Origin of the sequence: Pseudomonas sp. CK-NBRI-02 (assembly GCF_008124495.1) — a bacterium.
GTDB classification, from domain to species: domain Bacteria; phylum Pseudomonadota; class Gammaproteobacteria; order Pseudomonadales; family Pseudomonadaceae; genus Aquipseudomonas; species Aquipseudomonas guariconensis.
The window spans coordinates 199,096-222,555 of record NZ_VSJH01000015.1; the positions used below are offsets into that span (position 1 = coordinate 199,096).

The 23,460-nt window shown below is 63.6% G+C and carries 19 protein-coding genes and 1 pseudogene; 10 read left to right on the plus strand and 10 right to left on the minus strand.

Features of this window, described 5'->3' with window-relative positions:
- Positions 1-84: 84 nt before the first annotated feature.
- The 3 genes from DQ397_RS11895 to DQ397_RS11905 all read right to left on the minus strand — a co-directional run bounded on the left by DQ397_RS11895 (position 85) and on the right by DQ397_RS11905 (position 3,535).
- The gene (locus DQ397_RS11895) at positions 85-1,275 is read right to left on the minus strand and encodes a hypothetical protein (RefSeq protein WP_043213354.1); all 1,191 of its coding nucleotides are present in this window, start codon (positions 1,273-1,275) and stop codon (positions 85-87) included.
- Between the two features lie 61 nt (positions 1,276-1,336).
- On the minus strand, positions 1,337-1,804 hold the full coding sequence (locus DQ397_RS11900) for a VOC family protein (protein WP_043213352.1): 468 nt from the start codon (positions 1,802-1,804) through the stop codon (positions 1,337-1,339).
- Between the two features lie 111 nt (positions 1,805-1,915).
- Complete coding sequence (locus DQ397_RS11905) at positions 1,916-3,535, minus strand: NADP-dependent glyceraldehyde-3-phosphate dehydrogenase (RefSeq protein ID WP_043213350.1); 1,620 nt, start codon at positions 3,533-3,535, stop codon at positions 1,916-1,918.
- A 141-nt stretch (positions 3,536-3,676) separates the two neighbouring features.
- Between DQ397_RS11905 and DQ397_RS11910 the strand changes: the two genes are divergently transcribed.
- From DQ397_RS11910 to DQ397_RS11920, 4 genes are all read left to right on the plus strand, one after another.
- Positions 3,677-5,920: a bifunctional diguanylate cyclase/phosphodiesterase gene (locus DQ397_RS11910; RefSeq protein WP_043213347.1), complete on the plus strand. Its 2,244-nt coding sequence runs from the start codon at positions 3,677-3,679 to the stop codon at positions 5,918-5,920.
- A gap of 101 nt (positions 5,921-6,021) precedes the next feature.
- Positions 6,022-6,156 carry a hypothetical protein gene (locus DQ397_RS24730; protein WP_256664376.1) on the plus strand — a complete coding sequence of 45 codons (135 nt, stop codon included), beginning with the start codon at positions 6,022-6,024 and terminating at the stop codon, positions 6,154-6,156.
- A 27-nt stretch (positions 6,157-6,183) separates the two neighbouring features.
- The gene (locus DQ397_RS11915; protein ID WP_043213346.1) at positions 6,184-6,570 is read left to right on the plus strand and encodes a low affinity iron permease family protein; all 387 of its coding nucleotides are present in this window, start codon (positions 6,184-6,186) and stop codon (positions 6,568-6,570) included.
- A 48-nt stretch (positions 6,571-6,618) separates the two neighbouring features.
- Entirely contained in the window at positions 6,619-7,170 is a 552-nt protein-coding gene (locus tag DQ397_RS11920) for an ATP-dependent Clp protease proteolytic subunit (protein ID WP_043213344.1), read from the plus strand.
- Between the two features lie 65 nt (positions 7,171-7,235).
- On the opposite strand, the gene DQ397_RS11925 is transcribed toward DQ397_RS11920, so the two are convergent.
- From DQ397_RS11925 to DQ397_RS11935, 3 genes are all read right to left on the minus strand, one after another.
- Positions 7,236-7,634, minus strand: coding sequence for an NUDIX domain-containing protein (locus DQ397_RS11925; protein ID WP_043213342.1), 399 nt, complete (start codon positions 7,632-7,634; stop codon positions 7,236-7,238).
- Positions 7,635-7,716: 82 nt separating this feature from the next.
- Positions 7,717-11,847, minus strand: coding sequence for a CheR family methyltransferase (locus tag DQ397_RS11930; RefSeq protein ID WP_043213340.1), 4,131 nt, complete (start codon positions 11,845-11,847; stop codon positions 7,717-7,719).
- 80 nt (positions 11,848-11,927) lie between these two features.
- Positions 11,928-12,191 carry a hypothetical protein gene (locus DQ397_RS11935; protein ID WP_043213339.1) on the minus strand — a complete coding sequence of 88 codons (264 nt, stop codon included), beginning with the start codon at positions 12,189-12,191 and terminating at the stop codon, positions 11,928-11,930.
- A gap of 290 nt (positions 12,192-12,481) precedes the next feature.
- On the opposite strand from DQ397_RS11935, the pseudogene DQ397_RS11940 reads away from it, so the two are divergent.
- The 3 genes and pseudogenes from DQ397_RS11940 to DQ397_RS11950 all read left to right on the plus strand — a co-directional run.
- Positions 12,482-12,637, plus strand: a pseudogene (locus DQ397_RS11940) (general stress protein); the annotation flags it as partial.
- Positions 12,638-12,744: 107 nt separating this feature from the next.
- Positions 12,745-13,929 carry a zinc-dependent alcohol dehydrogenase gene (locus DQ397_RS11945; RefSeq protein ID WP_043213335.1) on the plus strand — a complete coding sequence of 395 codons (1,185 nt, stop codon included), beginning with the start codon at positions 12,745-12,747 and terminating at the stop codon, positions 13,927-13,929.
- 112 nt (positions 13,930-14,041) lie between these two features.
- Positions 14,042-14,359 (plus strand): DUF6555 family protein, encoded by a 318-nt coding sequence (locus DQ397_RS11950; RefSeq protein WP_238556631.1) that lies wholly within the window; start codon positions 14,042-14,044, stop codon positions 14,357-14,359.
- 72 nt (positions 14,360-14,431) lie between these two features.
- Here DQ397_RS11950 and DQ397_RS24505 read toward each other — a convergent pair whose 3' ends face one another.
- Together DQ397_RS24505 and DQ397_RS24510 are read right to left on the minus strand one after the other, a co-directional pair.
- Positions 14,432-14,599 carry a hypothetical protein gene (locus DQ397_RS24505; RefSeq protein WP_167358052.1) on the minus strand — a complete coding sequence of 56 codons (168 nt, stop codon included), beginning with the start codon at positions 14,597-14,599 and terminating at the stop codon, positions 14,432-14,434.
- A 196-nt stretch (positions 14,600-14,795) separates the two neighbouring features.
- Positions 14,796-14,942 carry a hypothetical protein gene (locus DQ397_RS24510; RefSeq protein ID WP_167358054.1) on the minus strand — a complete coding sequence of 49 codons (147 nt, stop codon included), beginning with the start codon at positions 14,940-14,942 and terminating at the stop codon, positions 14,796-14,798.
- A gap of 178 nt (positions 14,943-15,120) precedes the next feature.
- On the opposite strand from DQ397_RS24510, the gene DQ397_RS11955 reads away from it, so the two are divergent.
- From DQ397_RS11955 to DQ397_RS11965, 3 genes are all read left to right on the plus strand, one after another.
- The gene (locus DQ397_RS11955; RefSeq protein ID WP_043213333.1) at positions 15,121-15,969 is read left to right on the plus strand and encodes a helix-turn-helix transcriptional regulator; all 849 of its coding nucleotides are present in this window, start codon (positions 15,121-15,123) and stop codon (positions 15,967-15,969) included.
- A 70-nt stretch (positions 15,970-16,039) separates the two neighbouring features.
- Positions 16,040-17,530 carry an aldehyde dehydrogenase gene (locus tag DQ397_RS11960; protein WP_043213331.1) on the plus strand — a complete coding sequence of 497 codons (1,491 nt, stop codon included), beginning with the start codon at positions 16,040-16,042 and terminating at the stop codon, positions 17,528-17,530.
- 20 nt (positions 17,531-17,550) lie between these two features.
- On the plus strand, positions 17,551-18,933 hold the full coding sequence (locus DQ397_RS11965; RefSeq protein WP_043213329.1) for an aspartate aminotransferase family protein: 1,383 nt from the start codon (positions 17,551-17,553) through the stop codon (positions 18,931-18,933).
- 99 nt (positions 18,934-19,032) lie between these two features.
- Here DQ397_RS11965 and DQ397_RS11970 read toward each other — a convergent pair whose 3' ends face one another.
- Together DQ397_RS11970 and DQ397_RS11975 are read right to left on the minus strand one after the other, a co-directional pair.
- Positions 19,033-21,159, minus strand: a complete 2,127-nt coding sequence (locus DQ397_RS11970; protein ID WP_043213326.1) for a TonB-dependent siderophore receptor — start codon at positions 21,157-21,159, stop codon at positions 19,033-19,035.
- 148 nt (positions 21,160-21,307) lie between these two features.
- The gene (locus DQ397_RS11975; protein WP_043213325.1) at positions 21,308-23,308 is read right to left on the minus strand and encodes a U32 family peptidase; all 2,001 of its coding nucleotides are present in this window, start codon (positions 23,306-23,308) and stop codon (positions 21,308-21,310) included.
- Between the last annotated feature and the right edge of the window lie 152 nt (positions 23,309-23,460).

Below are 23,460 nucleotides of genomic sequence, written 5' to 3' on the forward strand. Positions count from 1 at the left end.
CGCTCTCACTGGCACCGCGCTGTGCTTCAGGGCAACAGCGAACCTGTGGGAGCGGGTTTACCCGCGAAGAGGGCAGCGCAGGCTTCAGCGCTCGCGCATGAAGAAGCCGGCGACGAACTTGCGGAAGGTCTCAAGGCTCTTGAAGTCGGCGTAGCGCTTGAAGTTCTCGGTGTCTGGCTCAGGTCCGATCGGTTGTTCGAGCAGTGACACTGACAGCACCCGGTCCTGATCCGAGGTCAGCACCAGCTCATCCATCACCTGGCCGCCGATCACCGGCCTGCGCATCAACACCTTGACCCCCTTGCTCGCCATCCAGTCGATCAACGACACCAAGGCTTTGAGCGGCTCGCGCTCTTCGTCGCGGTACACCGGGAACAGGTGCCCACGTGACAGCACCGGGACGCTCGCCACGTGGATCAGCTCGTAGAAATGGCTGCCGGCGGTGGTCGGTGAATAGAGCATCAGTGCCAGCAACGGCCCGCGCGTCTTGCCGCCGTCCCAATACAGGTGGTGGCCCTGGAAGTCGAAGCCGTCCTCGGTGCGGGCGTTGAAGACCTTGCGTCCCTTGATCTGGTCGACACAGTCGAGCAACAACCCATGACGGCGATGATTACCGAAGGCCTTGGCTTCGCGCAGACGGGACTTGAGCATCATCATGTGCTTCATGTCCAGGCGGGTTTCCAAGTAGTTGCTCGCCGGTACACGCTCGACCAGCGGGTAACGGGCAGCCACGCCGCGCAGGTCGGCGAACTGAGCGGTGAGGTCTTTCTTCAGATGCGTGGCATAGACGTTGAGCCCGCTGGCTTCCATCCAGGTCAGCAGCACCGAGAGCAAACGCTGCTGTTCGCGACGTTCCGTAGCGGTTCCGGCGCTGGCTGGGCCACCTTCGCTGGCAGCGTGGAAGTCGCCCAGCAGACGCAGTGGAGTATCGGGCGCCAGCCACGCGGCAGGTTGTGCGGCCTGCTCAGTGCGCTCACTGGCTTCGCGCTCGACCTTCGTGAACGGGCAGCCCGGAGCGTGCTCGGGGGTGTCAGGGTTGTTGCGCAGGAACAAGGTGCCGGTACTGCCGTTGAGGGTGATGTTGAGCACCGGCAGGGCATCGCGCCGGCAATCGCAGGCCAACCACTGGTTGGCGCTGCGCACTTTCATCAGCCACTGGTTGGCTTGCAGCAGGCGCGGGCCGGCGAGGGCGCCAGTGGCAAAGCCGACCAACAGTTCCTCTTCGGCCGGGGTCAGGCTGCGCACTTGCGCGGCGGTTTTGTCGATGATTCGCATGAAGCAGCTCCAAGCTACGAGCGACAAGCTTCAAGCAAACGCGCCGCGCATTCAACCGTGCTCAGTTGCCGCCGAACATCTTCGCGGCGCGGGCGCGGATTTCGTCGGGGGTGAGGTCTTCTTTGTGGGTGGAGACGAACCAGATGTTGCCGAACGGGTCTTTCAGGCTGCCGCTGCGGTCACCGTAGAACTGGTCCGTCACCGCGTGCAGCTGTGTCGCGCCAGCAGCGAGGGCCTGGGCGAAGACCTTGTCCGAATCCTCCACATACAGATGCAGGCCTACACCGGCGCCGGCGAGCTTCTGGCTGGCGGTCAGGCCGCCTTCCATATCGCAGGGATCGCCAAGCATCAGCGAGGAGTCGCCGATCTTCAGCTCGGCATGGCCGACGCGTCCGCCGGGGGCGTCCAGGCGGAACATTTCGACCGCGCCAAAGGCTTTTTTGTAGAACTCGATGGCCTTGGCGGCGTCGTTGATGGCCAGGTATGGGGTAATACTGTGCTGGCCTTCGGGAATGGGTTTGACTGCCATGTTCGATTCTCCTTCGCGTGAGGGCGCCGGTTGGCGCCCTGTTGCTTAGAGTCGTTTGCGCACGGAGAAAATCGACAGGTCGGTTAGATCGATTTTCTATAAGCGCCGGCGTCAGAAGATGTAATCGGTGGTCAGGAAACTCGACTGACGGTTGCGGATGATCTCGCTGATCAGCTCCTTGTTGGCTTGCTGGAACTTGGTCGCCACCAGGGTTCGGATCGAGAACACGCGCAGTGCGTCATGCACCGACAGGGTGCCTTCGGCGCTGTTCTTGCGGCCGTTGAACGGGTAGGTGTCTGGCCCGCGTTGGCATTGGGCGTTGAGGTTGATACGCCCGACCTGGTTGGCGAAGGTGTCCACCAGCATGCCGATGGTCTGCGGGTCGTTGCCGAACAGACTCAGCTGCTGGCCGTAGTCGGAGTCGAGCACGTAGTCGATCACCGTTTGCAGGTCGCGGTAGGGCACCACGGGCACCAGGGGGCCGAACTGTTCTTCGTGGTAGACGCGCATGTCGGCGCTGACAGGGTAGAGCAAGGCTGGGTAGAAGAACGAGCCGCGGCTGAGCCCACCCCCTTCGTTGAGTACCCGCGCACCCTTGGCGGTGGCATCGGCCACTAGACCGTCCAGGTAGTCAATCTTGCCCGGCTCGGGCAGCGGCGTGAGGGCCACGCCTGGCTCCCACGGCATGCCGGGCTTGAGCGCAGCGAGCTTGCGCTGGAACTTGTCCAGGAACGGCTCGACCACGTCTTCATGAACGAACAGGATCTTCAGGGCCGTGCAGCGCTGGCCGTTGAACGACAGGGCGCCGGTCACGGCCTCTTCGACGGCGTTGTCCAAGTCCACCTGGGGCAGGACGATGCCGGGGTTCTTGGCGTCAAGGCCCAGGGCTGCGCGCAGCCGATGCGGGCGTGGGTGTAGCTTCTTGAGGTCGCTGGCGGCTTTGTGGGTGCCGATGAAGGCGAACACGTCGATCTTGCCGCTGGCCATCAGGGCGCTGACCGTCTCGCGGCCACGGCCATAGATCACGTTGATCACCCCCGGCGGGAAGCTGTCGCGAAATGCCTCCAGCAGTGGGCGGATCAGCAGTACGCCGAACTTGGCCGGCTTGAACACGACGGTATTGCCCATGATCAACGCCGGAATCAGCGTGGTGAAGGTCTCGTTGAGCGGGTAGTTGTAGGGGCCCATGCACAGCGCGACGCCCAGCGGTGCGCGGCGGATCTGGCCGAGGGTGCCTTGCTCGAGCTCGAAGCGGCTGGAGCGCCGGTCCAGGTCTTTGAGGGCGTTGATGGTGTCGACGATGTAGTCACAGGTGCGGTCGAATTCCTTTTCCGAATCCTTGAGGTTCTTGCCGATCTCCCACATCAGCAGCTTGACCACCGCCGTGCGCTGCTCGCGCATGCGCGCCAGGAAGGCTTCGACATGCTGGATACGCTCGGCCACGCGCAGGGTCGGCCAGGTGCCTCGCCCTTTATCGTAGGCCTGTACGGCGGCGTCCAGAGCGGTGAGGGCGGTGTCGGCATCGAGCAGCGGCGCACTGCCCAGGATCACCTGGCGTTCCTCGTCGCCTTCCTTTAGCCAGACCGGGCTGCGCACCGTGGCCAATGGGCCGTCCCAGCGGCGCAGTTGGCCGCCGACCAGGTAGTCGCGTTGCTCCAGCGGGGCGCCCAGGCGCCAGGCTTCGGGAATGTCGTCGGCAGCAGGAAACAGCGAATCGAGCAAAGGATCCATGGGTACGGCACCTCACGTTGTTTTTGGCTTGGTGAAACGCTTCAGCTGGTGAGCATGCACCCTGTCGTAGAAAAACACCAGTGTGGCTCAAATTTGCCCCCCGCACGCCGATACAGGATCAATCGAACTCGACCGTGGCCCATGAACACTCTTCAGCTCTCCCTCGATGAACCGGCTCCGCCCGCAAAATGCGCGCTGCGGCGCACGCTCCATCGCCTGTTGCCGGTCGGTTTCGCCGTGGTCGGCATCGGCCTGTCGGTGGTACTTGGACACTTGGACAACCAGCGTGAGGAAAGCGAGCAGATCGCCAATATCTCGGCGCGTTTGTCTGGGGTGCGTGGTGCCCTGGAGGCCCAGTTGCGCGCAGCCTTCGGCGAGGCCGAGGGCATTGCGCAACTGATCGCCACCGATGGCCGCATCAGCGAGGCGCATTTTCAAGGCATGGCCTTCGATGCCCTCGAGTCGGTGCCCTACATGCATCACATCGCCCTGGCTCCGGATGATGTGATCACTGATGTCTACCCGCGTGAAGGTAACCTCGCCATCATTGGGTTGGATTACCGTCGCCTGCCCGACCAGTTCCCCATGCTGCAATCGGCCCGTGAGCATCGCCAGGCGGTGCTGGCCGGGCCGGTCCAGCTGTTCCAGGGCGGCCGGGCGCTGATCTATCGGCGGCCGGTATTCGTCACGGGCAAGCGAGGGGTGAGGTTCTACTGGGGCAATGTATCGATCGTCGCGGATATCGATCGCTTGCTGTGGGCTGCGGGCCTGCGACCGGACATGGACTTCCAGGTGGCGGTCCGCGGTACGGACGGCAAAGGCGCCGAGGGTGCGATGATCTGGGGTGATCCGCATTTGTTCGATGAGCCGCTGCTCAGCCAGGTGGTGGAGGTGCCCGGCGGCCATTGGCAAATGGTCGCCGCCCCACAGGGCGGATGGCCAGTGCTGGGCTTGTTCACGTCGCCGCTGTTCATGTTTGCCTTGACCTGCACGGGGCTGTTCAGCGTGTTCGTCGCTCAGCTCAACGGCAACCAGCGCCTGCTGAAACAGCGTAACCGCGAGCTGCGACAGTCCCAGGCTCAGCTCGAACGCCTGGCCCATTACGACACTATTACTGGCTTGCCCAACCGTGTCTTGTTTCAACGCCAACTCGCCGAGGCGATTGCCCAAGGCCATGGTCTGGCGGTGCTGATGCTCGATATCGATGGCTTCAAGCAGGTCAATGACAGCCTCGGTCATCCGATGGGCGATCTACTGTTGCAACAAGCCACTGCACGTTTTCTGCAGGAACTGCACAGCGCCGATCGGCTCTGCCGTCTGGGCGGTGACGAGTTTGTGTTCATGCTTCAGGGCAGCCAAGGCCAGGTCAATCTCCAGATACAAGCCTTGTTGCGGTGCCTGCAGCGGCCGTTCGACCTCAATGGCAATGCCGCGTTGGTCACCGGCAGCATTGGCGTGGCCCGGTGCCCGCAGCATGGGGAGGACGCCGACAGCCTGCTGCGCCACGCCGACACGGCGATGTACGCGGCCAAGGAGGGCGGGCGTAACGCCTGGCGCCCCTACCAGGCGGAGATGACCGAGCGCCTGCAACAGCGCCTAGAACTGGAGCGCAACCTACGCCGGGCATTGGAATGCGATGAGTTCGAGCTGTGGTACCAGCCCAAGGTGGACCTGTTCAGCGGTCGGCTTGAAGGGGTCGAGGCCCTGTTGCGCTGGCGCGATCCTGACCATGGACTGGTCTCGCCGGGCGAGTTCATCCCCTTGGCCGAGCGCACCGGGCTCATCATCCCCCTCGGTGAGCGGGTGCTGGAACTGGCCTGCGCCCAGCTGGCAGCCTGGCGTGCGGCGGACTGCCTGCCTGGGCCGCTGGCGATCAATGTGGCGGCGTTGCAGATCGAGCGCAGCGACTACGTCGCCAGCTTGGCCACGGCCCTGGCGCGCCACGAACTACCGGCCAGCCTGCTGGAGGTGGAGATCACCGAAAGCCTGCTGATGGAAAGCCAGCAACAGGCCTGTGCGGTGCTGGCGCAATTGCAGGCCATGGGCGTGGTCACGGCGGTGGACGACTTTGGCACGGGCTATTCGTCGTTGGCCTATCTGCGGGCACTGCCGATCGATCACTTGAAGATCGATCGGGCGTTCATCAAGGACCTGCCAGGGGATGATGACGCCGAAGCGGTGGCCCGAGGCATCATCGACCTGGGCCATGCGTTGGGCTTTCGGATCACTGCCGAGGGGATCGAGACCCAGGCGCAGTACGAATTCCTGCGCAACGTTGGCTGTGACCAAGGCCAGGGCTTTTTGCTCGGGCGGCCGATGCCAGCTTCAGTGCTGGAGCGTTGGCTGGCCGACCACCAAACCAAGGGGCGTTCGCTGGGCCTCTGACCGGCTCTGGCGCCATCGTTTTTGAACTTTGCCGCGCTGGACGATTCCACCGGATGCCGGGGGCGATTTCGTCCGCCCGGCATTGTCAGAGGAGCGGCGCTATGAATACCGATACCGAATTCGACGAACTCAATCAGCTTCCTCAGGCCAGCGAGCGACCCGAGGACGATCCAGAGGTCATGCCCGACGACCCTGACTTGCAGGGCCTGCCAGGCGAGGACAAGCTGCCGGGCTGATGCCGGTAGCAAGGGAGGACCGCCGGCATGAAATTCGACCGTTTCGCCCAATGGCTGGCCAAATGGGCCGGCCGACCGCTGACCTTCGCCATCGCCTTGTTGTTGATCCTGGCCTGGGCCGTGAGCGGGCCGTTGTTCGACTTCAACGACACCTGGCAACTGGTGATCAATACCTCGACCACCATCATCACCTTCCTGATGGTGTTCCTGATCCAGAACACCCAGAACCGCGATAACGACGTCTTGCACATCAAGATCGACGAACTGCTGCGTACTACGCACAAGGCACACAAGGCGCTGCTGGACCTGGAGCACATGGATCCGGCCAAGTTGCACGCCCTGCGCAAGCAGTACCAGCAGATGGGCGAGGGCTGCGACGACTTGCCACCGGCCGCCACCGACGAGTCCGACTGACCGTCTGCCCGCTTCACTGGACTGATTTCGCCAACTTTGGAGGCAAGCATGGCCAGACACATCATTCACTTCACCGGCCCCATCAATTCATCCACCTGCGGCAACCTGATCACCACCTGCACCCGCGCCCTGCAACAGGGCGCGGATATTCTGCAAATCAACATCGCGACCATGGGCGGGGAGTGCAGCTACGGCTTCACGCTCTACAACTTCCTGCGCTCGTTGCCGGTGCCGGTGCATACCCACAACCTGGGTACGGTCGAATCCATGGGCAATATTCTGTTCCTGGCGGGCGAGCGGCGCACCGCATGCGTGCTGAGCAAGTTTCTGTTCCATCCGTTCCACTGGACCTTGCACGGCTCGGTGGACCACTCGCGGATGGCCGAATACGCCATGAGCCTGGACTACGACCTGCGCCTGTATGCCCAGATCGTGGCCGAACGGACCGAGGGGGCTAGCGAAGTGCTCGATGTGCCGCGTTACCTGATGGCTTATCCGCGCATCCTGGGCGCCAAGGAAGCTCTGGCCAGCGGCATGATCGACGCCATCGACGAAATGCCGATCGAGGCCGATGCCTGCCAGCACAGTGTCCATGCGTGATTCAGGCTGATGTGCCCTTTTCGCGGTAAACCCGCGAAGGGGCACCGCCGAAAACCGGTCAAGTATCAACGCACGGATTCAGCCAGGCCACGATCACAGGCGAGTAGCGACTGGATCAGCAGCCTGATGTCATCTTTGAGTTCGGGCACCTGATCCAGATGCGCGAAGCAGCAATCGGCGATCTCGTGGCTGGCCGTGGGCCGCGGGGCGTCGGCGAATTCGGCTTCGAAGACGTAATGCACCCGGGCGGGCGACTCATAGCGCATCAGGAAGGTCAGCTCCCGGGCCCTGAGCCCGGTTTCCTCCAACAGCTCGCGTTCGGCCGCCTCCACCGGGGTCTCGCCTGGCTCGATCTTGCCGCCTGGCAATGTCCAGGCGGCTTTGGGCTTTCTGACCCATAACCACTTGCGGGTTTTCCTGCCATGGCGGCAGATCACGGTAGCGCGATGCTTGAGGGGCTTCATGCAGACTCCAGGCAAAATCCAGTATTCCTACTGAATTGGGCCTTAGGTGCCAGCTGGAAGTTGTACCCGCCAGGATGAGCGGTCAGTAAGGCTGCGAACCGCTCAATGCCTCGATCGCTTCCACGAGCTCGTCGTAGGCCACCGGCTTGTTCAAATGGCGGTCGAAGCCTGACTGGCGTGATTTGTACTGGTCAGCGCTGGCGCCATAGCCGGTCAGGGCGATGGCGGGTATGTCATGCAGGTGCGGGTGCTCGCGCAATGCCTTGATCAGCGCATGGCCATCCATGACCGGCATGCCGATGTCCGAAAGAATGATGTCGTACTGCCCGTTGGCCGCGGCCTTCAGCGCCGCGCGCGGATCAGTGAAGGCATGGACCTGCGCCCCTTCCATCTCCAGCAGCTGTTGCATGATTTCCAGTACATCCGGTGAGTCGTCCACCAACAGCACCCGGGTATTGTCCAGCCGTGGGGCCATCTGCTGCTCGCCTGGGTTGTGCTGCGGTTGCGGACTGAAGTGGCACAGCGGCAGGCGGACGGTGAAGGTGCAGCCTTTGCCCAGCCCCGGCGAGCTGGCCTGAACGCTGCCGCCATGGGCTTGGGCCAGCTGGCGTACCAGCGACAGGCCGATGCCCAGGCCTTCGCGGCTGTGGCTGGTGACTTGCGGGGTGGCCTGGGTGAACAGGTCGAAGATGTTCTCCAGGCTTTCCTCGCTCAGCCCCAGCCCCTGGTCGATCACCTGCAGCAGCGCCTGTTCGCCGTGGTTGGACAGCACCAGGCGGATCTCGCTACCGGCGGGGCTGAACTTCAGCGCGTTGTTGAGCAGGTTCCAGATGATCTGCTCCAGGCGGGTGATGTCCCCCTCTATGAACAGGGCGTTGTCGTCTGCCGGCAACTCCAGCACCACGTCGCACGGGTGTTGCTCGCTACGCACCACGGCATGGATGTCACGCAGGATGGTGCACAGGTTCACAGGTTCGGTCTTGAGCTTGAGCTTGCCGGTGCGGATGCGTGCCACATCGAGCAGGTCGTCGATGATCCGCGCCTGGCTGGCGACGGCTTCGCAGATGGTGCCGACGGCCTTGCTGGCGGCGCTGGTGTTCTTCACCGAAGGCAGGCGGCGCAAGATTTCGGCATTGAGCTGGATCAGGTTGAGCGGGTGCTTGAGCTCATGGGACATGATGGCGAAGAACTCGTCCTTCATGTGGCTGCTGCTCTGGGATTCGGCCAGTTGCTTGCTCTGCTCCTCGTGCAGGCGCTTGTGGCCGGTCAGGTCACGGGCGATCTTGACGTAGCCAAGCAGGCTAGTGCCTTTGAGCAGGGAAACTTCGCCGCTGCAGAAGAAGCGGCTGCCGTCCTTGCGCACGTGCCAGCGCTCGTCCTGGCCACGACCGTTGAGGCGGGCACCGCGCAGCTCTCGGCTGGGCACGCCGTTGGCGCGGTCCTCCTCGGTGAAGATCAGCTCGTAATGGCGGCCGACCACCTCGTCTTTTGCGTGGCCGAAGATCAGCGTGGCGCCGGTGTTCCAGTCGGTGATCACCCCGTGTTCATCGAGCAGGATGATGGCGAAGTCATGGGTGCTTTCAGCCACCAGGCGCATGCGTTCTTCGCCCAGGCGCAGGCGCTCCTCGGCGGCACGGCCTTTGCTGATATCGATGAACGTGAGCACCGTACCGTCGATCTTCTGCTCGTTGGCCCGATAAGGCAGCAGGCGGGCCAGGTACCAGTGCTGGTTTTCACCGCACACTTCGCGCTCGATGGACGTGGTGCCCTGGGCCACGGCGCGGGCATCGTCGGCCAACTCGGGGTAATCCAGCCGGTGGGTGATGTCGAGCAACGAGCGCCCGGTATCCACGGGCAGGATGTTGAAGATGTCGGCGGCGCGGGGGGTGAACCAGCGAATGCACAGGTTACGGTCGACGAACACCGTGGCGATGGCGGTGGAGGCGATCAGGTTGCTCAGGTAGTCGTTGACCTTGTCGGTCTCCTCGACCTTGTTCTTGAGTTCATAGTTGACGGTCAGCAGTTCTTCGTTGATCGACTGCAGCTCTTCCTTGCTGGTTTCCAGCTCCTCGCTGGCCGAACGCAGCTCCTCGTTGATCGCCTGCATTTCTTCATTGGAGGCGGTCAGCTCTTCGCTGGAAATTTCCGATTGCTCGATGGTTTCCTGCAACTGAAGGCGGGTGCGTTGCAGCTCGCGCTCCAGGTTGTTCAGGACCATGCTGTCGGTCTGGCGAATGGCGCTGGTTGGCAGCAGGGAAGGGTCGGGCACGCGCTCCTCGAACACCACCAGCAGGCATTCGCTGCCGCTGGGTTCGTCCTTGTGCGGATGCACGGCGATTTCCACCTGCATCTGGCCCAGTTCTACCGGCCGCGAGGTCACCGCCTCGTTGCCATGGCGAGCCTGGAACAAAGTGCTGCGCAGGGCCAGGCGCAGTTCTGGCAGCACCAGGTTGATCAGGTTCCGGCTGGGCTCGCCGCCGACCAGGTGCAGGAAGCGCCCGACGCCATCGCTCATGTGCAGGATATTGCCGTCGCCATCGAGAATGAGGCTGGGCGGGGTTCGCTTGGCCAGGGCGCGGTGATGCACCTCGGCATAGGAGATCTTCCGGCCGGGACGTAGCTTGGCCTGGCTGTCCTGCAAGGCGACGGATACTTCGGCGCCCGGCAGCTGCCGGCCGGAAGAGCGAATGATCGGTCTGGCCGGGCTTGCGCGGAAGATACGGTTGCGCTTGTCCACCGGGATGAACAGCTCGCTGGCCACATCCACCGATTCGGACGTGCCCAGGAACAAGTGCCCACCCGGGCGCAGGGCGAAGTGGAACATCTGCAGAATGTCGCGCTGCACCTCGCGATCCAGGTAGATCAGTAAATTGCGGCAGACGATCAGGTCGATTTGCGAGAACGGCGGATCGGACAGCAGGTTGTGCCGGGCGAACAGCACTTTTTCGCGGATTTCCTTGCGCACCCGGTAATGCTGGTCTTCCTTGACGAAGAACTGGCGCAGCCGGGCCGGCGGTACATCGGTGACGATCGACTCTGGATAGAGGCCGGTACGGGCGGTGCCGATGGCACGCTCATCCAGGTCGGTGGCGAACACCTGGACCTTCGCTGCGCGCCGCTCCAGCGCCAGTTGCTCGCATACGAGCATGGCCAGGCTGTACGCCTCCTCACCGGTGGAGCAGCCGGCCGACCAGACACGCACCTCGCTTGGTCCCTCACCGCTTTCGCCATCGCTGACCAGCTCCGGCAGGACATGGCGCTCCAGGGATTCAAACGCTTCGCGGTCGCGGAAAAAGTTGGTCACGCCGATCAGCATGTCTGCCAGTAGCTCGGCAGATTCGGCCGGGTGCTGCTCGAGGTAGCGCTGGTAGGCAGCCAGGTTCGGCTGCCCGGTGACGTGCAGGCGCCGCTCGATGCGCCGCAGTACGGTGGCACGCTTGTAGTGTTGGAAGTCATGGCCGGTATTGGTGCGCAGCAGCAGGAGGATTTCATCGAGCAGCGGCTCGGCCTGGGCGGGGTCGCCGCTACGGGTGCCCAGGGCAGGGGGCAGGGTGTCGTCCTCGATGGTCGGCAGCCTCACCTGGCGAGCGTTGCGCCATAGCTCCATGAGCTTTTGCGGCATCTCGGCCACCGGCAGCATGGCATCGACCATGCCCGTCTCCAGTGCCGCCCGCGGCATGCTGTCATAGAGGGCATCATCGGGGGACTGCACCAGAGTCACGCCGCCCTGTTCTTTGATCCGCGACAAACCTACCGCTCCGTCGGCGCCGGTGCCGGAGAGGACCACGCAAAACGCATGGTCCTTGTGCACATCGGCCAGATCGCGGAAGAACAGGTCGATCGCCACATGATCGCCCCGGCGACGGTTGGCCGGGCTGACACGCAGGTAGCCATCGTTGGTGGACAGGCGGTTGGCCGGTGAAATCACGTAGACATGATTGCGCTCGATCGGCACCGGTTCGCTGACCTGCCGCACCGGCATGGCGGTGGTTTCCTGGATGATGCGGTCGGCGACGCTCTGGTGGTCCGCCGACAGGTGCAGCACCACCACGAAGGCCATGTCGCAATCGGCGGGCATTTGCTTGAAGAAAGTGCAGATCGCCTCCAGCCCACCTGCCGAAGCGCCGATGCCGACCACCGGAAAGTCCAGGTGGCTCGGGCTCAACGTCGGATTCTGAGGCGAGGCGACGGCGGGCTTGGAGGATGACTTCATGGGTGCAGCCTTCTGCAGACCTAACGATTCGGCCCATCGAAGCATCGCCGGGCGGTTGATGCGCGATTATAGGCCCGCTCTCAACGGCGCGGCGAGTGCTCTTGGGCCTCGTTGCCCGCGTCGAACGTTCGCTCGATCAGCGCCAGGTGTTCCAGTGCCTCCTGATAGCGTTCGGCCGCCTTTCGCCGCAACGTTTGGTAGCGGTCGAAGCGGCTGGCATCGAGCCCGGGGCGGTCAAGCAAGGCGAAGGCAGTGTGGTCGAGTTGGTAGGCCTGCTGGAGCAGACGGCGGTTCTGTTCCAGGGCGAGTTGTCGGCAGGCGTGGGCGGGGTGGGCATGGATCATGGCACGGTTCCTGGTCGAGGAATAATGGGCGTCCCTGTATGACCGCGCCGCCACTTTCAAAGTGCCAAAAAATCCTCCACCCAGAGACTCGCGTACAAATGTTTGGCTCAAGCATTGTTTGGCGCCACTCGTCCGAGCCTCGACAGACCGATTGAGCAGAGCCTGCCCTGACCGGTTCGGAACTACTGCACGGTGCGATTCCGTGCCCAGCTAATCCACTTGTAAGGAGAAACGACATGGCTCGTGATCAAGAAAACAGCGGACAACGTGGCGGCACCAAGGAAACCAACCCGGGCAACTTCGCCAACGACCGCGAAAAAGCCTCCCGCGCAGGCCACAAAGGCGGGCAGAACTCCGGGGGCAACTTTGCCAACGACCGGGAGCGCGCTTCCGAGGCCGGCCGCAAAGGTGGCCAGCACAGCCACGGCGGCGGTCGCAATCAGTGACGCACGCCCGCTCCAGCCCGGTGTAGTACCTGCCGGGCACCGACCCTGGGCAAGTAGCCACGTGCCGCTTGCCCAGGGTCGTTCCTGTTCTGATGGGAGATTGAAGCATGCGCGCACTCACTTACCACGGCGCCGGAGACGTTCGGGTCGACACCGTACCGGACCCGGTCATCGAGCAGAACGACGACATCGTGCTGCGGGTGACCGCCACGGCAATCTGTGGCTCAGACCTGCACCTTTATCATGGCAAAGTCCCGGCGATGGAGTCCGGTGACATTCTGGGCCACGAATTCATGGGCATTGTCGAGGAGGTCGGCAGCGAGGTGACCGCTGTGCGTCCCGGCGACCGGGTGGTGATTCCCTTCGTGATCGCCTGCGGCAGCTGCTTCTTCTGCCAGCATGATTTGTTCGCGGCCTGCGAGACCACCAATACCGGACGCGGCGCCATCCTCAACAAAAAGAGCATTCCACCGGGGGCGGCCTTGTTCGGCTACAGCCACCTCTATGGCGGTGTGGCCGGTGGCCAGGCCGACTACGTACGGGTGCCCAAGGCCAATGTCGGGCCGTTCAAGGTGCCGGGGCAGTTGGCGGACGATAAGGTGCTGTTTCTTTCGGACATCCTGCCGACGGCCTGGCAGGCGGTTCTCAACGCCGAGGTCGGGCAGGGCGCGTCCCTGGCCATCTACGGGGCGGGGCCGGTGGGCCTGCTGTCGGCGGCTTGCGCACGTCTGCTGGGCGTCGAGCAGATCTTTATGGTCGATGGCTGCGGTTATCGGCTGGAGTACGCACGCCAGGCCTATGGCGTGATTCCGATCGACTACACCCACGATGACGACCCGGCCGACACTATCATCCGCCAGACCGCGGGCATGCGTGGCGTGGATGGGGTCATCGACGCGGTGGGCTTCGAGGCCAAGGGCAGCACCACCGAGACCGTGCTCACCGCGCTGAAACTCGAAGGCAGCAGTGGCAAGGCGCTGCGCCAGAGCATGGCGGCGGTGCGTCGAGGGGGCGTAGTGAGCGTACCGGGTGTCTATGCCGGCTTCATCCACGGTTTTCTGTTCGGCGATGCCTTCGACAAGGGGTTGACCTTCCGCATGGGGCAGACCCACGTGCAGCGCTATCTGCCTGAGCTGCTCGAGCACATCGAAGCGGGGCGGCTCGACCCTTCAGCCATCGTCACCCATCGCCTGGCGTTGGAAGAGGCGGTGCGCGGCTACGAAATGTTCGATGAGCAGCAGGAGCGTTGCCGAAAGGTCATTCTGGTGCCTGGCGCCGCACCGAGCGCCTAGCAAGATTCAGGTATCGGGCCACTCATTGGAATTGTTCGACAATCTTTTGAATCTTCGCGCAAAACCTTGATCCATCTGGATGTCATCCATGGAGAAGAGGAGGGCCCCTACGATGCCAACCCCACAGCTGTACATCATCGACTACCGGCTGCATGGCCAGCCGCGCAGTTTCATCATCCGTCTGGAGCGCATGGACAATGCCGAGGCCTGGCATTGGGCAAGCTGCGATGCTGGGGTGGGGATCATTCCGAAGTTCGGCCGAGAGAAGATCCGCAAGGTAAGCCGGCCCATGGCCGAGCGCTATGGCCTGAGTGACGTGAGCTGGCGACTTTCGGGCAGCGGACCGGCCTTCGTACCGCGGTCGGGCCCAGGCGATGGCCTGGGACAACCTGAGGTTGGTTCAACCCAGGAAGACGCGGCGACCGCCTGACCTGCGGCTGATCCATGCGGGGCAAGTCTGCATTCCTGCACCTGCAGGGACACAGGCTTGCCCCGTGTACGTTCAGGCTCCTGATTCAGGGTCGCTGGCTGGAACGCCGGGGCGGTTGCCGTCGTCTTCCAGGTCCGGATCGGTATCGGGATCATCGGCGCGGTCGTTGCGCTGATCAGGGTTGAGTTCTGGCCAGTCGTCCTGGACGTTGCCGCCGCCCATCTGCAATGTGGTGTGCATGGTGACCTCCTCGGGTTCGAAAAAAGGGCCCGCCAGAAACGCGGGCCGAACACAGGAGTGGAGGCGAAGCCGTTGCCGCACCTCTCATGGATTGAGAGCCTTGATGGGACGAGTGCGATCGGTTTTTCGTGCAGGACCTGCGACCAACGGTCCTGTGGGGCTTGGCCGTTTACCCGCGAATGGGCCGATACGGCGCTCAGCCATCGGACTGCTCTTCTGGGGGGACCTGGCCTTCCGGCCAGTCGGGGGCCTCCTTCTCCGGTGGTGGCACCGGTTCTCCGGGATTGTGAGGGATGTTGTCCACATAGGGATCGGGATCATTGGGCTGCTTGGGATCTGCCATGACTGGCCTCCGAGACGGGTTGGCTTGCCTGGCATTAGGTTCGTGGGCCGAGGGATGCGTTCACTGCGGCGGTACGAACGGCAGCTCACCCCGAAGGGTGATGGTCGCCCTGGTCAGCGCGTGAAACAATCCCAGCCAGCCACGAACACGTACAACAACCCTGGCGGGGACCTGAGACATGAGCAAAGACCAGCTGAAATCGCCCGACTGGTACGAGCAGATGGCCCGTGTCATCGAGGCCATCGGCACGCCAGGCTTCGTCGAAGCGCTGTTCGGCGCGCTCAACTGCCTGGCCCAATGCCAGGCCATCACAGTGTTCCTCTACCCACGCAAAGGTCTGCCTTCGGCCTTGTTCGAGAAAGACGAAGAGGGCCCTTGGTTGCCTGAAGGCAACGTGCAGAAGTACCTCGAAGGTTATTACCTGCTGTGCCCGTTCTACCGCGCCTGCATGGAAGGGCTGGCCCCTGGCTGCTATCGCCTGAGCGACGTGGCACCGGACCACTTCAAGCGCAGCGAGTACTACCTGTCGTTCTACCAGCACGCGCACCTTGAGGACGAACTCAACTACATCGTCCCGCTCGATGCGCAACTGACCATCGCCGTGGCCCTGGGCAGCACCCGGCGCCTGAGCGCGGCGCAGGTCACCGACCTCAAACGCATCGCCCCGTGGGTGGTGGCGGTCGTGCGCCGGCACTGGGGCCAGCTGGATGCCGACAGCCTGGGCGGACGCTTCGAAAGCGCCCTGGGCCGGCAGATCAACGCCGCCCTGAACAATTTCGGTTCCTCCCTGCTGACCGAGCGCGAATGCCGGGTCGCCCAATACTTGCTGCGCGGCCACTCGACCCGCTCGCTGTCGGAACGGTTGGGTATCAGCGAAGACACGGTCAAGACCCACCGCAAGAACCTCTACACCAAGCTGGACATCGCCAAGCAGTCCGAGCTGTTCTCGTTGTTCATCGATTCGTTGGCCCAGGCTCAGGAAGGCTTGAGCAAGGATCCGCTGGAAAGTTACCTGCGAAGGCGCTGACCGGCCTACCGCATCACCCCACCTACAACCATAACCAGCGGCCGCCCAGGCGGTCGCAAGGGAGTCCTGCGTGCATACATTGAGCGATTGGCAGCAGCGCGCTGCGCAACAAAGCTTCATCGACACCGCGTTGATCGACGGCCGCCGCGTGGCTGCCTGCTCGGGCGCGACCTTCGAGGCCATCAACCCGGCCACTAACCAGCTATTGGCCAAGGTTGCCGCCTGTGGCGAGCTTGAGGTCGATCAGGCGGTGCGCTCTGCCCGTCGGGCCTTCGAGCAAGGCCCCTGGGCCCGCATGGCGCCCACGGCCCGCAAACGCATCCTGCTGCGCCTGGCCGAGTTGATGCTGGCCCACCGCGAGGAACTGGCCCTGCTCGATTCGCTGAACATGGGCAAACCGGTCATGGACGCCTACACCATCGATGTACCGGGTGCGGCGCACGTCTTTGCGTGGTATGGCGAGGCCCTGGACAAGCTTTACGACCAGGTGGCGCCGACCGCAGGCAACGCGCTGGCCACCGTCACCCGCGAAGCCCTTGGGGTGGTGGGGGCGGTGGTGCCCTGGAACTTCCCCTTGGACATGGCCGCCTGGAAAGTCGCGCCGGCCTTGGCGGCCGGCAACAGCGTGGTGTTAAAGCCCGCCGAGCAGTCGCCGTTCTCTGCCCTGCGCCTGGCTGAACTGGCCTTGGAGGCCGGCCTGCCGGAAGGGGTGCTCAACGTGGTGACAGGCCTTGGCGAGCAGGCCGGTAAAGCCCTGGGCCTGCACCCGGATGTGGACTGCCTGGTGTTCACAGGCTCCACGCAGGTGGGCAAGTACTTCATGCAGTACTCGGCGCAATCGAACCTCAAGCAGGTCTGGCTCGAATGTGGCGGCAAGAGCCCGAACCTGGTGTTCGAGGACTGCCGCGACCTGGACCTGGCGGCGGAAAAGGCAGCCTTCGGCATCTTCTTCAACCAAGGCGAAGTCTGTTCGGCCAACTCGCGCCTCTACGTGCAGCGCTCGATCCACGACGAGTTCGTCGAACGCTTGCTGGCCAAAGCCCGCGACTGGATGCCGGGCGACCCCTTGGATCCGGCCAGCCGCGCCGGGGCCATCGTCGATGCCGGGCAAAGCGCACGCATCAGTGCGGCCATCGACCAAGCCAAGGCCGACGGTGCACGTCTGCTGTGCGGTGGCCAGCGCCTGAGCATCAACGGCTCGGACAACTTCATCGCACCGACGATATTCACCGGCGTGAGCGCCGACATGGCGTTGGCCCGCGAGGAGGTCTTCGGCCCGGTGCTGGCGGTCAGCACCTTCGAGGACGAAGAGCAGGCCCTGCGCCTGGCCAATGACAGCATCTATGGCCTGGCCGCCTCGGTATGGAGCGATGACCTCAACCGCGCCCACCGTGTGGCCCGGCGTCTGAAGGCAGGCACCGTGTCGGTCAACACCGTCGATGCCTTGGATGTGGTGGTGCCGTTCGGTGGCGGCCGCCAGTCCGGCTTCGGCCGCGACCTCTCGCTGCATTCGTTCGACAAGTACACCCAACTGAAAACCACCTGGTTCCAGCTGCGCTGATATTTCTACGGAGAACAACAATGAACGCACCTTTCCAGCCACAACGCGAAACACGCGACTACCAGAACGCCGATGCCGCCCACCACATCCATGCCTTCCTCGACCAGAAGGCGCTGAACGCCGAAGGCCCGCGGGTCATCGTGCGGGGTGAAGGTCTGCACCTGTGGGACAACGACGGCAAGCGCTACCTGGACGGCATGTCCGGCCTGTGGTGCACCCAGCTGGGCTATGGCCGCAAGGACCTGACCGCTGCCGCCGCCGCACAGATGGACCAGTTGCCGTACTACAACATGTTCTTCCACACCACCCATCCGGCGGTGATCGAGTTATCCGAACTGCTGTTCAGCCTACTGCCGGGGCACTACAGCCATGCCATCTACACCAACTCCGGCTCCGAATCCAACGAAGTGCTGATCCGCACCGTGCGCCGCTACTGGCAGGTGATGGGCAAGCCTGAGAAGAAGATCATGATCGGCCGCTGGAACGGCTATCACGGCTCGACCCTGGCCGCCACGGCCCTGGGCGGCATGAAGTTCATGCACGAGATGGGCGGGCTGATCCCGGATGTCGCGCACATCGACGAGCCGTACTGGTACGCCGAAGGCGGCGATCTGACCCCTGCCGAGTTCGGTCGTCGCTGCGCCCTGCAACTGGAGGAAAAGATCCTCGAACTGGGCGCCGAGAACGTTGCAGGTTTTATCGCCGAACCGTTCCAGGGCGCCGGCGGCATGATCTTCCCGCCAGAGAGCTACTGGCCGGAAATCCAGCGCATTTGCCGCCAGTACGACGTGCTGCTGTGCGCCGACGAAGTGATCGGTGGCTTTGGTCGTACCGGCGAGTGGTTCGCCCATCAGCACTTCGGCTTCCAGCCGGACACCCTGTCCATCGCCAAGGGCCTGACCTCTGGCTACGTGCCCATGGGCGGCCTGGTGCTGAGCAAGCGCATCGCCGAGGCGCTGGTGGAGCGCGGCGGGGTGTTCGCCCATGGCCTGACCTACTCCGGTCACCCGGTGGCGGCGGCCGTGGCCATTGCCAACCTCAAGGCTCTGCGCGATGAAGGCATCGTGCGTCAGGTCAAGGACGACACCGGCCCGTACCTGCAGCGTTGCTTGCGCGAGGTGTTCGGTGATCACCCGCTGATTGGCGAGATCCAGGGCGCCGGCCTGGTCGCGGCGTTGCAGTTCGCCGAGGACAAGGCCACCCGCAAGCGCTACGCCAACGAGAACGACCTGGCCTGGCAGTGCCGGACCTATGGTTTCGAGGAAGGCGTCATCATCCGGTCGACCCTGGGCCGGATGATCATGGCCCCGGCCTTGGTCGCCAGCCGTGGCGATATCGATGAGCTGGTGGCCAAGACCAAGAGTGCCGTGGACCGCACGGCGCGGGGTTTGGGCTTGCTGTAAGCCGTCGGCAGCGTGAAAGGGGGCCGCTTCGCGGCCCCTTCGCGGCTCGAACCGATCCTGTCGATAACGTGCGCTACTGCAGATGAGGGAACCGGTCGATCAGAAGGTGTAGCTTACGCCGGCCTGCACGGTACGTGGCGCACCGGGGTAGACGTAGTTGTTGAAGGCGCCTTCGTCGTATTCCTTGTTGAACAGGTTCTTCAGGTCCAGGTTCAGTCGTACGTGCTCGTTGACCTGATAGAAGCTCAGCAGGTCGACCACGGTGTACTGCTCCATGGTGTAGGTCTGCGGCGCGGTCTGGCCGGCGCGGTCGTCCACGTACTTCACGCCCATGCCCAGGCCCAGCCCTTTGAGGCCACCGTCCTGGAACTCATAGGTGTTGAGCAGGCTGAAGCTGTTGCGCGGAATGTTGGCCAGGCGGGTGCCGGTCGGCAGGCTGGTGTCCTTGGTCACTTCGGCATCGACGTAGGCATAGCCACCGATCATCCGCCACTCGGGGGTGAGATTGCCGGCCACGGTGATGTCCAGGCCGCGGCTGCGTACTTTGCCGGCGGCCACCTTGTAGGTGCCGGTGGGGTCCAGCGGGTCGTTGGCCAGGACGTTTTCCTTGACGATGTGGTAGATCGCCGCATCGACGCTCAACTGGCGATCCAACGCCTCCCACTTCACACCCACCTCGTACGACTTGCCTTTTTCCGGGTCGAAGCCCTGGCCTTGGCGGCTGGCACCGCTATTGGGCTTGAACGAGCGGGCGGTGTTGGCGTAGACGGCGAGCGTGTCGGTCAGGTCGTACATCAGACCCAGACGAGGGGTGACGGCGTTATCGGCGGCGGTCCAGTCAGCAGCGCCCGGCAGGTAGTTGTCGTACTGGTGTTCGAATCGCTCGAAACGCAAGCCCGCCAGGGCCTTGAGGCGGTCGGTGAGGGCCACCTGGTCCTGGATGAACGCTGCCCAGGTCTTGAGGTTTTCCTTGTCGTCGGTAGTGGTGCGGGTGAGGGCAGGGCGTGGCTGGCCCAAGACTGGATCGAACAGGTCGATCGGGTAGGCCGTGCTGCCTTTGGCCGAGCGCCGGATGATGGATTGGTAGTCGTAGTCTTCGTATTCGATGCCGGTCAGCAAGGTATGGGCGTAACCTGCGGTTTCAAAGTGCCCGGTCAGGTTGAGCTGGTAGTCCCGATCGGTCCATTGCAGTTTCCGATAGCTGAAATTGCGCCCGAGGGTACGGCCATCGGCTTGCAGTTCATTGGCTTCCACCGCATTGCCCTTGAGCGTGCCGTCGAGCCACTGCATGCCACCGCCCAGGGTCCAGTCCTCGTTGAGCTGATGCTCGAAGCGCAGCTGGGCCATGTTGTTGTCGTTGTGCAGCAGGTTGTCGGAGCCTTTTTCCCAGACGTTGGTATCGCGCGAAGCTCGGTCGCGCTGATTGGCAAAGCGTGTCAGCCCGCGGTCCAGAGGGTGGTTGTTGCGCATGAAATCGCCTTCGAAGACGATGCGTGTGGTGTCGTTGACCTGCCAGCTGAGCACGGGTGCGACGTCGTAGCGCTCGGTCTGCACGTCGTCGCGGAAGGTCTCGCCGCCTTCGCCGAGTACGTTCAGGCGATAGGCCAGGCGGCCTTCCTCGTCGAGCGGACCGGTGGCATCCAGGGTGGCGCGGTGCATCCCTTGGTCATCGAACTGGCTGCCCAAGGTGACTTTGGGGTCGGCCAGCGGCTGCTTGCTGACCACGTTGAACGTGCCACCGGGATCGCCACGGCCGTACAGGCTGGTCGCCGGGCCGCGCAGGATCTCCAGACGCTCGACGGTGTTGGCATCCGGCGCGTTGGGGTAGCCGCGGTTGATGGGGAAACCATTGCGGTAGAACTCGCCAGTGGTAAAGCCGCGCACGGTGAAGGTGGTCAGGCCCTGGCCGCCGAAGTTGTTGGCTCGTCCCACACCACCGGCATAGTCCAGCCCATCCTGCAAGCGGGTGGCGGCGGCGTCTTGCAGCACATCGCTGGGTACCACGCTGATCGATTGAGGCGTCTCGTGCAGCGCGGTGTCCGTGCGTGTGGCACTGGCTGAGCGCGTAGCCTTGTAGCCGATCACCGGACCGTCGGCGCGCTCCAGGTCGCTGGTGGCATCGATGTTGACCGCTTGCAACTCAAGAGCAGGCGAGGCCTGCGAGTCGGCCAGGGCAACGGGAGAAATAGCGGGAATCAGGCAGAGAGAAACGAACGTACGACGCATCGACAGCACGATCCTAGGGAGGGCGGGAGCTGCGGATCTTAACTGATAGGTATTATCATTTACAGTGGTATTTGGTGTACCACAGTACCAATTTCGAAGCGTCGTGAGCGGGCACGAAAAAGGGGGCACAGGGCCCCCGGTTTCGTCATCAGTGCGGTGCGCGCGGGATGGTCTTGAGCAGGTCTTCCGGGCTGATGTGTCCGACCACCTGGGCTACGGCGCTGCCCGGGCTTGGCAGGTCGATGATGTGGTCTTTCATCTTGCCGATCACATGCATCTCGCAGGGCTTGCAGTCGAACTTCAGGGTCAGCACTTCATCGCCATGCACCAGCTGCATCGGCGCGACCTTGGTGCGTACGCCGGTGACGCCCTTGGCCTGCTTGGGGCACAGGTTGAAGGAGAAGCGCAGGCAGTGCTTGGTGATCATCACCGGCACCTCGCCGTGCTCTTCGTGCGCCTCGAAGGCGGCATCGATCAGCTTGACCCCGTGACGATGATAGAAGTCGCGGGCCTTCTGGTTGTAGACGTTGGCCAAGAACGACAGATGCGCCTCCGGATACACCGGTGGCGGTGTGGTCTCGGCTTTGCGCCCGCCACGGGGGTGGGCCTTGACCCGCGCCTCGGTCAGCGCCTCGATGGCTTCGCGGCGCAAGGCCTTGAGCTGCGAGTTGGGGATGAAGTACGCCTGCGGGGCGTCCAGCTCGATGGCATGGGCGTAGTACTGGGTGGTGCCCAGTTGACCGAGCAAATCATGCAATTGGTCCAAGGCCTGCTGGGGCTTGTTGGCTTCGCCGAACGGGCCGTCCAGGGCGACCTGCACGCTGACGCCTTCTTCGCTGGTGGCGGTCAGCGCCAGGCGCTGTTCGCGCAGCACGGCGTGCCACTCGACGCCCACACGACGTTCGGCGGAGGTGCGTTGCAGCGCCTGTTGCCAGTTGTGGTCCAGGTTGCGCGAGAGCGGATGGTTCGGGCGCAGCTTGTGCAGGCCTTCGGGCATTTCGTTGGGCTCGACGCGGTAGCGATAGCGCTTCTGGCCGTCCTCTTCGAATTCACCTTTGGGTTCTGCGATGTTGGCACGAAAGCCCACCACCTCACGCTTGACCAGCACGTTGAGGCCGTCGCCGTTGGTCAGCGGCACCTCGGTGAACACGTATAGGTCGCGCTTGCCGACTTTTTCCACCACGCCCACCGGCAAGCCGGTGAAGGTGGGCGAGTCGAAGGCGCCAATGTCGATCTTGCGGTCGGTTACGAAGTAATCGGTGCTGCCGCGGTGGAAGGTTTTGTCCGGATCCGGCACGAAGAAATGCTCGGTGCGACCGCTGGAGGCGCGGGCCAGGTCCGGGCGGTCCTCGAGGATGGCGTCGAGTTCCTTGCGATAGTGGGCGGTGATGTTCTTCACATAGCCCATGTCCTTGTAGCGGCCTTCGATCTTGAACGAACGCACGCCGGCATCGACCAAGTCGCGCAGGTTGGCGGTCTGGTTGTTGTCCTTCATCGATAGCAGGTGCTTCTCGAACGCTACCACGCGGCCCTGGTCATCCTTGAGGGTGTAGGGCAGGCGGCAAGCCTGGGAGCAGTCGCCACGGTTGGCGCTGCGCCCGGTCTGGGCGTGGGAGATGTTGCACTGGCCGGAGAAGGCCACGCACAGGGCGCCATGGATGAAGAACTCGATGGCCGCGTCGGTTTCGCTGGCGATGGCGCGGATCTGCTGCAGGTTCAGCTCGCGTGCCAAGACCAGTTGGGAGAAGCCGGCCTGGTCGAGGAACTTGGCCCGCTCCAGGGTGCGGATGTCGGTCTGGGTGCTGGCGTGCAGCTCGATCGGTGGGATGTCCAGCTCCATCACCCCCAAATCCTGGACGATCAGCGCATCGACGCCTGCATCGTACAGCTGGTGGATCAGCTGGCGGGCAGGTTCGAGCTCGTTGTCATGCAGGATGGTGTTGATGGTGGTGAAGACGCGCGCGTGGTAGCGGTGGGCGAACTCCACCAGCTCGGCGATATCGCTGACTTCGTTGCACGCGTTGTGGCGGGCGCCAAAGCTCGGGCCGCCGATATAGATGGCGTCAGCGCCGTGCAGGATCGCTTCGCGGGCGATGGCCACGTCACGGGCGGGGCTGAGCAGTTCCAGGTGATTCTTTGGGAGGGACATGTCGTTAGGGTCGGGCTGTCACGGTCAAGGCGCGCATTGTACCGGTGAAATGGCCCGGGGGCATCCATCGGCTGTCCGATGGCGTGCCCCGTGTGGTGGGGCGCTGGGCAATCCGCAGGTGCGTCGGTGATTTCGCGACCGCATTCGCGGGT

What these genes read in the sequence shown, in the direction of transcription:
- DQ397_RS11925 (WP_043213342.1), bottom strand. Translation starts at nt 7,634, where the DNA reads ATGAAGCCCCTCAAGCATCGCGCTACCGTGATCTGCCGCCATGGCAGG.
- DQ397_RS11975 (WP_043213325.1), bottom strand. Translation starts at nt 23,308, where the DNA reads ATGTCCCTCCCAAAGAATCACCTGGAACTGCTCAGCCCCGCCCGTGAC.
- DQ397_RS11900 (WP_043213352.1), bottom strand. Translation starts at nt 1,804, where the DNA reads ATGGCAGTCAAACCCATTCCCGAAGGCCAGCACAGTATTACCCCATAC.
- DQ397_RS11905 (WP_043213350.1), bottom strand. Translation starts at nt 3,535, where the DNA reads ATGGATCCTTTGCTCGATTCGCTGTTTCCTGCTGCCGACGACATTCCC.
- DQ397_RS11955 (WP_043213333.1), top strand. Translation starts at nt 15,121, where the DNA reads ATGAGCAAAGACCAGCTGAAATCGCCCGACTGGTACGAGCAGATGGCC.
- DQ397_RS11920 (WP_043213344.1), top strand. Translation starts at nt 6,619, where the DNA reads ATGGCCAGACACATCATTCACTTCACCGGCCCCATCAATTCATCCACC.
- DQ397_RS11935 (WP_043213339.1), bottom strand. Translation starts at nt 12,191, where the DNA reads ATGATCCATGCCCACCCCGCCCACGCCTGCCGACAACTCGCCCTGGAA.
- DQ397_RS24510 (WP_167358054.1), bottom strand. Translation starts at nt 14,942, where the DNA reads ATGGCAGATCCCAAGCAGCCCAATGATCCCGATCCCTATGTGGACAAC.
- DQ397_RS11895 (WP_043213354.1), bottom strand. Translation starts at nt 1,275, where the DNA reads ATGCGAATCATCGACAAAACCGCCGCGCAAGTGCGCAGCCTGACCCCG.
- DQ397_RS11915 (WP_043213346.1), top strand. Translation starts at nt 6,184, where the DNA reads ATGAAATTCGACCGTTTCGCCCAATGGCTGGCCAAATGGGCCGGCCGA.
- DQ397_RS24505 (WP_167358052.1), bottom strand. Translation starts at nt 14,599, where the DNA reads ATGCACACCACATTGCAGATGGGCGGCGGCAACGTCCAGGACGACTGG.
- DQ397_RS11910 (WP_043213347.1), top strand. Translation starts at nt 3,677, where the DNA reads ATGAACACTCTTCAGCTCTCCCTCGATGAACCGGCTCCGCCCGCAAAA.
- DQ397_RS11970 (WP_043213326.1), bottom strand. Translation starts at nt 21,159, where the DNA reads ATGCGTCGTACGTTCGTTTCTCTCTGCCTGATTCCCGCTATTTCTCCC.
- DQ397_RS11965 (WP_043213329.1), top strand. Translation starts at nt 17,551, where the DNA reads ATGAACGCACCTTTCCAGCCACAACGCGAAACACGCGACTACCAGAAC.
- DQ397_RS11945 (WP_043213335.1), top strand. Translation starts at nt 12,745, where the DNA reads ATGCGCGCACTCACTTACCACGGCGCCGGAGACGTTCGGGTCGACACC.
- DQ397_RS11930 (WP_043213340.1), bottom strand. Translation starts at nt 11,847, where the DNA reads ATGAAGTCATCCTCCAAGCCCGCCGTCGCCTCGCCTCAGAATCCGACG.
- DQ397_RS24730 (WP_256664376.1), top strand. Translation starts at nt 6,022, where the DNA reads ATGAATACCGATACCGAATTCGACGAACTCAATCAGCTTCCTCAGGCC.
- DQ397_RS11950 (WP_238556631.1), top strand. Translation starts at nt 14,042, where the DNA reads ATGCCAACCCCACAGCTGTACATCATCGACTACCGGCTGCATGGCCAG.